Below are 12,633 nucleotides of genomic sequence, written 5' to 3'. Positions count from 1 at the left end.
GTTTCGGCTTTATTTTTTTATTAACCGAAACTTAGAATCATAATAAAGATGAAGTTCCTGACAAACTCTTTGATTGAAATCCATGAGTTGTTGATAATATTGATGATACTCATCTGATAGTTCACACATGGCTGGTATCAAAATATCATAATACCCACTATCTCTTAATCTGATCTTCATCTGACGATTTGGATAACTCAGTATACGATACCACCATTTTTGTTGTAACTCATAGTTTTTGATAACCATTTGCTTAATAGATTCATATGCATCTTCTTGATTCATCAATTGATTTTTATATACATTGACATCATGCCATACTTGTTTGAGCTGCTTTTGATTTGTTTTAGAAATCCACATCAAAAAGCGATACGTCCATGGAATTTTGATATGAAAATGATCCCAAAAATCAATAATACGATCATAAGCATTCTGTTGTTTTTGTGTACGAATATGAATATGAAGATAAGGTAGAAAATGCTCATAGAACATATCAAAGAATGGCTGAGGAATATTGTCAGACATGATTTGACATATATCATCCAATGAAAAAGAGTCATCTGTATTGTCACTTTCAATAAAATGATATAACTGTTTTAAACTTTCTTGTTGATAAGAAAGTTCTTTTTGTCTTTGTTTATAAATCTGTTGAAGATATTCTTTTTTCTTATCAATATCTAAATCTAGTAAATAACGGATATCTGCAATAGAGATAGACCAGCTACGATACAACATAATTTCGTTTAATCTTTGAACATCTTCGTCACTGAACTCACGATATCCATTTTGATTTTTATAAACATGAAGTAACTGTTGTTTTTCATAATAATAAATGGCTTTTTTTGTCACATGACATTGACTGCAAACTTCCTGTATTTTCATATCTCATTTCATCTCCCATTTTCATCATAAACTATCCCCTTAGGTCAATGTCAACAAAAAAAGTATCATTTCTGATACTTTATCCATTTGCTTTTAAATAACGTTTTAAAAATGTTCGTGTACGTTCTTCTTGAGGATGTTCGAAGATTTGTTCAGGTGTCCCTTCTTCTGCAATCACACCCTGATCCATGAAAACAACACGTGTTGATACATCTTTCGCAAATTCCATTTCATGAGTGACAACAATCATTGTCAAACCTTCATCAGCGAGTTCTTTCATAATATTCAAAACATCGCCAACCATTTCTGGATCCAATGCACTTGTTGGTTCATCAAAAAGCAAAACTTCAGGACTCATACATAACGCTCTTGCGATAGCAACCCTTTGTTTTTGCCCACCTGATAATTGTACACTGCTTTTATTTGCAAAAGCACTCATACCCACTTTTTCTAAATATTTGAAAGCCATTTGTTTTGCTTCTTCTTTATTTCTTTTTAAAACCTTGATTTGTCCAATCATACAGTTTTCTAATACTGTTAAATTGTTGAATAGATTAAATCCCTGAAACACCATACCAACTTTAGAACGATATTGATTCACATTGAAGTGACGATCTAAAATATCCTGATCATGATATAAAATATGTCCATCATCTAATCTTTCTAATAAGTTAATACAACGTAATAATGTTGATTTTCCACTTCCACTTGAACCAATAATTGTCACAACTTCACCTTTATGTATATCAAAATTGATATCATGCAAAACTTCTAATTGCTTAAATCTCTTTTTTAAATGTTGTACTTGAATAATTGTATCCATAATATCTCCTAACTGCAAAAGTCCTTGCTTTGTTTTTCAGAATTCAATCTTTTTTCGATATAATTTAAAATAAAGGTACTGATTGTTGTTAAAAATAAATAAATGATTGCAGCAACCAAGAAACATTCAATATATTTCATATTTGATCCTGCCACAGATGTCGTCTGAAAATATAATTCTGTTACAGAAATAACATTCAGCATAGAACTGTCTTTGATATTAACAATCAACTGGTTCCCAATTGATGGAAATGTATTTTTAATAGCTTGTGGAAAAATCACTGATATAAGTGTCTGGCTTGTTGTCATTCCTAAACTCTTTGCAGCTTCACTCTGTCCTGCATCAACAGATTGAATACCTGCACGAATGATTTCAGCCATATATGCTCCTGTATTAATAGAGATAATAAACAATCCAGCAACTAAAGGAGTCCAATTGAAAGCAGGCTTTAATAAATAATATAAAAACATAGCCTGTACCATCATAGGTGTTCCTCTAAATACCCAGATATAAAAACCTGTAATCCATTTTCCTAAGCGTTTGAATAGACGACTGACTGATGAATCATAATCATTGATTTCAATAGCTCTTATACCACCTACAACTAACCCTATAAGAAAACCACAAACAGTTCCTACAACAGCATATAATAAAGTAATTTGAATACCGTAACTGAACAGAGACATATTTTCAACAAATATTTCCCATGCTTTTGCAAAATCAATACTCATAAATTATTCTCCTGCTGGCTGTCTATCAACAGCTTCAGTCATCAGTTGTTTTCTTTCATCTACCGTAATCTTATCTAAAGATGCCTGTACCTGTTTAAAGAATTCACTATCTCTTGTTCCTTCTTTTAAACCAATAGATACTGTTGTATCACATTCAAAACCTTTTCCTTCATCAAAATGTACAATTGTTAAATCTTTATTGGCTGCAACAACACCTTCAGCAACAGCCATTTCTGCAGTGATTCCATCAACATCTCCCTGTTGTAAAGCAACAACCATTTCAGGATAAGTGGCTTTTGCTGTAGCATGATGAACACCTTTGATCTGATCAATAACATCATCATAGTTTGTTCCTTTTTGCCCAACAACATTTTTACCACTGAATTGTTGGATATCTGTAAACTTTGCTTCTTCACCATCTTTACGTACAATCATAATCATACCTTCGCTATCGTAATATGGTGTTGTAAAATCAATACCTTCTTCTCTTGTTTCATTCGCTGTCATTCCAGCAATAATGGCATCAATTTCACCAGATTCCAAAGCCACTGTTAATCCATCCCATGATATTTTCTTAATCACAAGTTCTTTTCCTAAATCATCCGCAATTCTTTTGGCAATCTGTACATCATATCCATCTGCATATCCAGCATTACCTAATGATACTGTTGTATCACTTTCCTGACTTGTCTGCCAGTTAAATGGTGCATAAGAACATTCCATTCCCACAACAAACTGATCTTTATTGGCTGATGCCTGTTCACCACCACCACATCCAAATAAAGTCATTGCCATAGCCATAGCCACTAAAACTTTTCCTAATTTTTTCATATAAACCCTCTCTTTCTATATACACATAAAATAAAAGCCGTGCTATTAACACGACTTTAATGACCATATTAATAGCGCCTCTTCATTTTCATGAAGGAGTGTTATGAGTATTTCCCATAACCCCAAGATAGAGATTTGCCAATATCTATCTTTCGGCAATGATTACCTTTCCCATTCTTCTTCGTTTGCCAACTCCAAATGGTACTCTGATACACTGCTGCCTCTAATTCTTTTATTTTACGTTCTTTATGCTATACTCTTTTTCATGTCTTGTCAACTTTTTTCACATTTTTTCACAAAAAAATATGAATTCCTGCTGATTTTTTTAAGATACAGTCATCTGTTTTTCTTCAATAATTCCTTTTAACGTCTGTAATCGTTCAATACTTTCTTTGGTAAAGATATCTTCTGGATCTGCTGATCCTTCATTTGCTAACATAACAAGTGAAATCCAAACCAAAACATTATAAATATTAATCTTTTGATTTTCTTTATTGTTTTCAATACGTTCACGTGAAATCCATTCAATCTCTTTCATATGATTTTCTACAAAATCATCCAATTCATTAATATACGTATATCCCATATAATGGAATCTTTGAACCAGTCGAGATTGTGAAATCAGTTCTGAATCTCTTTCAAACTGAAATTGAAATTCTGTATGCAATTTTTCTAAAATATTATTAATGCGTGGTGATGTATTGACATATTGTGCCAATGAATTGGCATTGATATCTGTTTTTAAAACTTTTTCAATATGCACAATACCCTTATTATATTCATCGACTTCTCTTGCAATCTGTACAAATTCTTCATCTAACAATTCTAATGATGCTGAAAGACGTGTTAATCGTCTACGAATATCCTTAGGAATTTCATACTGTGATTTGTATCCTAGCCCATGTTCTATTTCTGCCCATGAATGTTGTAATGTCGTACGAATCTGTAATTCAAAAATAATATCTTTATACGCAGAATACTCAATCAATTGACATCTTTCATCATTAAATTTAATTAACAGATGCAAAGAATTATAACCAAAGTCAATACGATCATCATAATTTTTCTTTCTTTTATCATTATATTCTACAATATCAAAATTTTCTTTTACACAATCATAAATACGATCAACATCATTTTCAAATAAAGTAATAATACGACAAGCCACAACATCTGTAATTTGACGAATGTCCGTATATTTATTCTTATATGTGATTTTTTTCATTAATGCGCCTTCGCTTTTAATCCTAATCGCCATATTAGAAATACGAAAATGATGGGTATCAATAATACGTGTAAAAATATCTTCAATATCATGTTTCAAAGAACGATAAACGTCCTGATTATCATGATATTGTTTAATAATTTTCTTTGCAGAGTTATGCATAAAATCACCTCATATTTTCATTATACGCTCCTTATATGAAATATTCATGAACAAAACACATAAGAAAAAAATGTGGCTATATACCACATTTAACTCATATCAATGTAATGGACTTCTTTTCCTTTTAAATGAACATAAATGATTCCAATAAGACCAGCTATAATAAAAGCAATTGAAATCAATTGAGCCATACGAATTGGTCCAAACATAAGACTATCTGTACGTAATCCTTCAACTGGGAAACGCACTAAACCATAGAATAGGAAATAACTAAAGAATTGAACACCCTGGTGTTTTTGAAATCTTCTAATCACAAACACAATAAGCAAAAAAGCCATTATATTTCCCATTGATTCATATAAAAATGTAGGATGATGATATACCCCATTCATATACATATTATCAATAATGAATTGTGGAAGATGCAAAGACTGTAAAAATGATAAGCTAACTTCTCCTCCATATGCTTCATGATTGAAAAAGTTTCCCCATCTTCCAAGCGCCTGGGCAATCAATACGCCAGGCATAATGGCATCACCAGCCAGTAATAATGGAATATCATGCTTTTTAAAGAAATAATAACTATAAATCAGTCCTGCAAAGATTCCACCTTGAATAGCTAAACCGCCATGCCAAATAGCAAAAATCTCTAATGGTTGAGAAGCATACATTTCATCAAAGGTAAAAATAACATACCAGATTCTAGCACCGACAATACCAATCAATAAGACTGCAAAGAAATAATCGGATAAAATATCTTTAGAATACCCTAATTGTTTAAAACGGTATTGCCCTAAAAAATATGCAATACATGCACCTGTGAGAATACAAACCGCATACCACTGAATATGGATTGGTCCAATAGTGACAAAAGTTGAAAAATCTTCAAAGAATGTCATGATGATTTACTCTTAATATTGTCAAGAATACGATTGACAAATTCCTTGCTTGAATCAAATCCAGAATCTTTAAGTTGCATATTCATCACAGCTGCTTCTATAATAGCAGACATACTTCTTCCACCAGTCACAGGCACGACAATCTTAGGAATTTGGATACCCAAGATTTCTTCCATAACGTCATCTTCTTCCATACCAATTCTTGTATATTCACGTGATGGAAGCCAACGTTCCAACTGAATAATTAAATCAACATGATCTTTTGGTAATACTGAGGCGACCCCAAACATCTTAGAAACATCAATAACCCCAATACCTCTGATTTCTAATAAATTGCGTAAAACTTCAGGAGCACGACCTACAATTCCCTGACCAATATGATAAAGTTCAATAGCATCATCAGCAATCAAAAAATGCCCACGTTTAATTAACTCTAAAGCAATCTCTGATTTTCCAATACCACTATCACCACGAATCACAACACCTTTACCATAAATATTTAAAAAGACTCCATGCATCAATGTTTCTGCTGCTAAAGCTTCATCAAGTGTTCCAGTTAAATCTATAGAAACACGACCTGTGGCCTGTGTTGTTTCAAAAATTGGAAAATTTCTCTTGATTGCAATATTTTTCAAAATTTCTGGACATGAATATCCTTTCGCAATAATAATACAAGGTGTTTCATCATTGGCTAATTTAGAAAAACATGCAAGTTGTGATTCTTTGCTCATTTCTTTAACGAAAGAAATTTCTTTTTCTCCAAATAATATAATTCTTCTAAAATCTGTATGTTTAAAAAATCCTGCCAATTCAAATCCTGGTCGATTCATTTCTGGCACAAAGACTTCTCTTTCCAAAGCTGATTCATCACCTGATATCTGATGAAATAAAGCTGGTTTCAATAAATCTTTGATTTTCACTGACTTTCCCATGTATTTCCTCCTACTCTAAGACCATTTTCAAGAAACGTCCTGTATGACTTTTTTGACATGCTGCGACTTTTTCTGGCGTTCCTGATACTACAATTGTACCACCATTGTCGCCACCTTCCAATCCTAAATCAATAATGTGATCAGCAACTTTAATCACATCAAGATTATGTTCAATCACAATCACAGTATCACCCTGTTCAACAATACGATTTAAAACTTCAATCAGACGTGCTACATCATGACTATGTAAACCAGTCGTTGGTTCATCTAAAATATATACTGTTTTTCCTGTTGCTTTCTTTTGTAATTCACTGGCAAGCTTCACACGCTGCGCTTCTCCACCAGATAATGTTGTGGCGCTTTGACCAAGTTTTATATAACCAAGTCCTACATCATAAATCGTTTGAAGCTTAGAACGAATACGTGGTAAATTATCAAAGAATGTTAAAGAATCTTCAATGGTCATCTCTAAGACATCATAGATAGTCTTATCTTTATAAGTCACCTGTAATGTTTCTTCATTGTAGCGTTTACCACCACATTCTTCACAAGGTACATAAACATCAGGTAAAAAATGCATACTGATACGTTTGACACCATCACCTTGACACGCTTCACAACGTCCACCCTTGACATTAAATGAAAAACGTCCTTTATCATATCCACGCATTTTTGCTTCAGGTGTTTTCGCAAACAATTCACGAATATCATCAAAGACACCTGTATAAGTCACAGGATTAGAACGTGGTGTACGTCCAATCGGATCTTGTGAGACTTCAATGACTTTATCTACATTTTCTAAACCAAGAATTTCTTTATGTTTTCCTGGTTTTTCTTTAGAATGATAAAGTTTTGCACGCATGGCTTTACATAAAATTTCATTCACCAATGTTGATTTTCCACTTCCTGATACACCCGTTACACAGATAAATTTTCCAAGTGGAAATTTAACATTAATATTTTTTAAGTTATTTTCCTTAGCACCTTTTACTTCAATATATAGTCCATTCCCTTTGCGTCGCTTTGATGGAACTGGAATCTTATATTCTCCTGAAAGATATTTTCCAGTGATAGAATGGGGATTCTTCATGACTTCTTCAGGTGTTCCTGCTGCGACAACCTGACCACCATGAACCCCGGCACCTGGCCCAATATCAATAATATAATCAGAAGCACGCATCGTATCTTCATCATGTTCTACAACAATCACACTATTGCCTAAATCACGCATATTACATAACGTTTTAATTAATTTTTCATTATCGCGTTGATGCAAACCAATAGATGGTTCATCTAATACATAAAGAACCCCTGTTAAACGTGAACCAATTTGTGTTGCTAAACGGATACGTTGTGCTTCTCCTCCAGACAAACCACCAGCACGTCTTGATAATGTCAGATAACCTAATCCTACATCATTCAAGAATGTTAAACGATCTTTAATTTCCTTAATAATCAGACGTGCAATATTTGTTTCTGTTTCATTCAGTTTTAAATTCTGTACAAAATCAAGTGCTTTTTCAATAGACATATCAGTAAATTCACTGATATTTAATCCACCCACCTGTACACTTAAAACTTGTTCATTCAATCTTTTTCCCTGACATGTTGGACATGTATGTTCAGCCATAAATGAAGCATACCATTCTTTTGACCATGAAGAAGTTGTTTCTTCATAACGTCTTTGAATCAGTGTTTTCACACCTTCGATTGGTTTTGTCGTTTGAGAAACATTTCCTGAACTTGACTGTAATGTATATGTAATAGGTTTATCAGAACCATATAAAATAATATCTAATTCTTTCTTACTAAAATCTTTAAGCGGTTTATCTAAGTCAATATGATATTCTCGACATAAAACAAGAAATCTCTGCCATTCAATACGATCAGTTCCTACTGATGTTTTGAAATAACGAATTCCTCCCTGATTAATACTTAATGACCAGTCAGGAATCAATAAATCATTATCAACTTCATTTTTCACACCAATCCCTTTACAATCTGGACAGGCACCCAATGGGTTATTAAAAGAAAATAAACGTGGTTCTAATTTAGGAACACTAAATCCACAATATGGACAAGCTAAATGTTGAGAAAAAAGCTTTTCTGTTTTTTCATTCAAGTTTTCAACAATAACTTCCCCACCTGTTAATTTTAATCCTGTTTCCAAAGAATCCGCTAAACGTGAGCGATATCCTTCCTTTTTAATAATTCTATCCACTACAACATCAATATTATGTTTTTTATTTTTATCCAAAACAATATCTTCATCTAAAAGACGCATTTCACCATCCACTTTGACACGTAAAAAACCATCTTTCGCTAATTGTTCAAATAAATCCTTATGTGTTCCTTTTTGATTACGACACATTCTTGCTAGAACCTGTAATTTTGTTCCATCTTCATATTGATCAATTGTATCAACCATTTGTTTAATTGTCTGTGATTCAATCAACACATGATGGGTTGGACAATAGGCATGTCCAACTCTGGCATACAACAATCTTAAATAATCAAAAATTTCAGTCACTGTTCCAACTGTTGATCGAGGATTATTTGATGTTGTCTTTTGATCAATCGCAATCGCCGGTGATAAACCATCAATACTATCCACATCAGGCTTTTCCACACCACCTAGAAATTGTCTGGCATAAGCACTTAATGATTCAACATAGCGTCTTTGTCCTTCCGCATAAATCGTATCAAATGCCAGTGATGTTTTTCCACTCCCAGATAATCCTGTCATAATGACAAGCTGATCTCGAGGAATTTCTACATTTATATTTTTTAAATTATTAACTCTTGCGCCTTTGATAATAATTTTATCTTTGTTCATACTTCCTCAAACTCCTTAATATCTTTTCCTTACTCAAACCTTGCAACTGCAAATCATAGGCTTCATCTAACATCTGCTTAAATAAATGTGTTGAAGTCAAACCATTTGCTAATAAATCATCACCACGAATCAGTGGCAATGGCGCTTGAACACCTAAACGTTTTTGCTTATCTTGAATATATAACCAAAACTCATCATATTGTTCCTGAGCTACTTTTCCCCTTCCTAACTTATCACAACAGCTTATATAAATCAAATCATTCATAGAAACTTTTCCATCAATCTTCTTTAAAAGTCTTAAATAAGATAAATCCTTTGCATGATGACGTGACATATTCATTAAATGCATATGATACATAATCATTGTGGAAATATATTGTCTTTCTTTTTTAGATGTGATGATTGGAACATTTTGAAACACCTGCACACCTGCTTCATTATGTTTAGGCGCATGTCCTTCTTTGGTTGTTACCAAAGGTTTTCCTATATCATGAAGTAAACATGCCCACATAAACCATAGAGGATGATCCGTTTTCTTTTTCACATGACTGGCTACATCTATAACCAGCATCGTGTGCGTGAAAACATCATCTTCAGGATGAAAATCTAAACGCTGATGCGTTGTTGTCAGAGCCTGTAAATAAGGTGGTAAAGCTCCTATATCTTTTAAAAACATAAATCCTAATGATGGTTGTGGTGCCATCAGGATTTGACAATACTCCTGATAAATTCTTTCATATGATAAATGATCCAGCATATGTGACTGTGCCATAGAACGACATAGATTCAAAGTCTTCTCTTCAACTTGAAATTCAAATTGGGCGACAAAACGTGCCACTCTTAAAACACGCAAAGGATCTTCCATGAAATGTTCAGGATCCACACAACGAATGATATGCTGATCAATATCTGATAAACCACCACATAAATCAATGACACGTTGTTCTAAGTAATCATACATGAGTGCATTCATTGTCAGATCACGCCTCAAAACAGCTTTTTCTAATGGTAAATCAGGATCAATCATCACTTCAAAATCCTGATGCTTGTGACCAGTTTTTGTTTCCTGTCGAGGTAAGGCAAAGTCATAATGAGGAAGCTCTTCTAACTGAACAATCGCAAAAGATTTTCCAAATGTATGAACATGACCATATTTTTGTAAAATAGCACACAGTTTTTCATAACTTAAATGATATACTTCTACATCTACATCATGCTGATCATAACGTCCTAAGATTTCATCACGAACAGATCCACCGACAATATAAACTTTTCCACCATGAGCAATCATATCATCAAAAATCTCTTGAGCCAAAGCATCTATTTTCATTACTTTTCACCTTTAAGTTCCATAATAATATCTCTTAATTCCATAGCTCTTTCAAAATCAAGCACTTTCGCAGCTTCTTTCATTTCTTTTTCTAGATCTGCAATCAGTTTCTTCTTTGCTTTTTGAGGTGCTTTTTTACCTTTTTGTAATAATGAAGAAGCTTCTTCCATTGTTTCTTTACCTTGAATTAAATCATGAATTTCTTTATGAATAGTCTGTGGAATAATATGATGTTCTTTATTATAGGCTTCTTGAATTTCACGACGACGATTTGTTTCATCAATCGCTTTTTGCATAGATTCTGTTATATGATCACCATACATAATCACTTTTCCATTCGCATTTCTGGCCGCACGTCCAATCGTCTGAATTAATGAGCGTTCACTTCTTAAGAACCCTTCTTTATCCGCATCTAAAATACAAACTAGAGAAACTTCAGGTAAATCCAACCCTTCTCTTAACAGGTTAATTCCCACCAGTACATCATATTTTCCAAGTCTTAAATCTCTTAAAATTTCAGTACGTTCTAATGTTTTTGTATCTGAATGTAAATAAGCGACTTTTAACCCTACTTCTTTTAAATAAGCACTAAGATCTTCAGCCATACGTTTTGTAAGTGTTGTAATTAAAACTCTCTCTTTTTTATCAATACGTTCATGAATTTCATCAATCAGATCATCAATCTGATTTTTTGTTGGACGAACATCAATAATAGGATCCAACAAACCTGTTGGACGAATAATCTGTTCTGCATATTCACCATGTGTTTTTTCTAATTCGTAGTCACCTGGCGTTGCCGAAACATAAATCACCTGATTAATAATCTTTTCAAACTCTTCAAAACGCAATGGTCGATTATCCAAGGCACTTGGTAAACGGAAACCATATTCAACCAATGTTTCTTTACGGCTGCGATCCCCATTAAACATACCTCTGACCTGTGGTAACATCACATGACTTTCATCAACAATCATTAAAAAGTCATCTGGAAAATAATCAATTAAAGTATAAGGACGTTGTCCTGCTTTTCGCCCATCAATATGACGTGAATAATTTTCAATTCCTGGGCACATCCCTACTTCTCTTAACATTTCAATATCATGACGTGTACGCTGATCTAGACGTTCATATTCCAGTGGTTTCATAGCATCCTTAAAATATTGTAAACGGTCTTGAAGTTCTTCGGAAATCGTATCACAGGCATGTAACATTTGTTCCTTTTTTGTGACATAGCCATAAGCCGGATAAATCGTATATGTTTTATAACGACTCAAGACTTTACCAGTCAAAGGATCTACCTCACTGATTCCTTCCACTTCATCACCAAAAAGCTCTATACGAATCAGCCAGCTTTCTGTATGTCCAGGTACAATTTCAATGACATCACCACGTACCCTGAATGTCCCTTTTGACTGTTCGATATCATTTCTTTGGTATTGACGATCTACAAGATAAGTTAAGAGTTCGCGACGATCAATTTCCTGACCAACACGTAATGAGAAAATCATTTCTTTATATTGTTCAGGATTTCCTAAACCATAAATAGAAGCCACTGATGCAACGACAATCGTATCTCTTCTTTCTAATAAAGAATTCATGGCTGCTGAACGCAACATTTCTATTTCATAATTTGTTTTTGCATTTTTATCTATGTATGTATCACTTTTTGGAATATAAGCTTCTGGCTGATAAAAATCGAAGTTAGAAACAAAATATTCCACACGATTTTCAGGAAAAAATTCTTTTAATTCTGAATATAATTGTCCAGCTAAAGTTTTATTATGGGCTAATACCAGTGTTGGTTTATTCACCTGAGCAATAACATTAGAAACAGTAAATGTTTTTCCTGTTCCCGTTCCTCCCAGTAAAACCTGTTCCTTTTTTCCAGCACGTATTCCATCAACCAGCTGTTGAATAGCTGCTGGTTGATCACCCATTGGTGAATATTTGGAAACTAATTTAAATTGTTCCATTTTAGCACC

General features: G+C 33.4%; 10 protein-coding genes and 1 riboswitch. All 10 genes read right to left on the bottom strand.

Annotation, left to right across the window (positions count from 1 at the left end):
• Window positions 1-9: 9 nt before the first annotated feature.
• Window positions 10-882, bottom strand: a complete 873-nt coding sequence (locus B5G32_RS05000; RefSeq protein ID WP_087936033.1) for a MerR family transcriptional regulator — start codon at window positions 880-882, stop codon at window positions 10-12.
• A gap of 79 nt (window positions 883-961) precedes the next feature.
• On the bottom strand, window positions 962-1,705 hold the full coding sequence (locus B5G32_RS04995; protein WP_087303992.1) for an amino acid ABC transporter ATP-binding protein: 744 nt from the start codon (window positions 1,703-1,705) through the stop codon (window positions 962-964).
• Between the two features lie 8 nt (window positions 1,706-1,713).
• Window positions 1,714-2,436: an amino acid ABC transporter permease gene (locus B5G32_RS04990; RefSeq protein ID WP_087244536.1), complete on the bottom strand. Its 723-nt coding sequence runs from the start codon at window positions 2,434-2,436 to the stop codon at window positions 1,714-1,716.
• Between the two features lie 3 nt (window positions 2,437-2,439).
• Window positions 2,440-3,267: a transporter substrate-binding domain-containing protein gene (locus tag B5G32_RS04985; RefSeq protein ID WP_087244535.1), complete on the bottom strand. Its 828-nt coding sequence runs from the start codon at window positions 3,265-3,267 to the stop codon at window positions 2,440-2,442.
• A 64-nt stretch (window positions 3,268-3,331) separates the two neighbouring features.
• A riboswitch (Lysine riboswitch) is annotated at window positions 3,332-3,501 on the bottom strand.
• Between the two features lie 91 nt (window positions 3,502-3,592).
• Entirely contained in the window at window positions 3,593-4,654 is a 1,062-nt protein-coding gene (locus B5G32_RS04980) for a GTP pyrophosphokinase (protein ID WP_087244534.1), read from the bottom strand.
• Window positions 4,655-4,743: 89 nt separating this feature from the next.
• Complete coding sequence (gene lgt / locus B5G32_RS04975; RefSeq protein ID WP_087244533.1) at window positions 4,744-5,553, bottom strand: prolipoprotein diacylglyceryl transferase; 810 nt, start codon at window positions 5,551-5,553, stop codon at window positions 4,744-4,746.
• Window positions 5,550-6,485 (bottom strand): HPr(Ser) kinase/phosphatase, encoded by a 936-nt coding sequence (hprK, locus tag B5G32_RS04970; protein ID WP_087244532.1) that lies wholly within the window; start codon window positions 6,483-6,485, stop codon window positions 5,550-5,552. The genes lgt and hprK overlap by 4 nt, the downstream gene beginning before the upstream one ends.
• A 10-nt stretch (window positions 6,486-6,495) precedes the next feature.
• Window positions 6,496-9,321: an excinuclease ABC subunit UvrA gene (gene uvrA / locus B5G32_RS04965; protein WP_087296710.1), complete on the bottom strand. Its 2,826-nt coding sequence runs from the start codon at window positions 9,319-9,321 to the stop codon at window positions 6,496-6,498.
• Entirely contained in the window at window positions 9,308-10,651 is a 1,344-nt protein-coding gene (locus B5G32_RS04960) for a CCA tRNA nucleotidyltransferase (RefSeq protein ID WP_087244530.1), read from the bottom strand. The genes uvrA and B5G32_RS04960 overlap by 14 nt, the downstream gene beginning before the upstream one ends.
• Window positions 10,651-12,624 (bottom strand): excinuclease ABC subunit UvrB, encoded by a 1,974-nt coding sequence (gene uvrB, locus B5G32_RS04955; RefSeq protein ID WP_087244529.1) that lies wholly within the window; start codon window positions 12,622-12,624, stop codon window positions 10,651-10,653. The genes B5G32_RS04960 and uvrB overlap by 1 nt, the downstream gene beginning before the upstream one ends.
• Window positions 12,625-12,633: the final 9 nt, after the last annotated feature.

Origin of the sequence: Massilimicrobiota sp. An80, assembly GCF_002159255.1 — a bacterium.
GTDB lineage: Bacteria > Bacillota_I > Bacilli_A > Erysipelotrichales > Coprobacillaceae > Allocoprobacillus > Allocoprobacillus merdigallinarum.
Note: the sequence above shows the minus strand (reverse complement) of the source record. Positions and strands in the feature narration are given on the sequence as shown.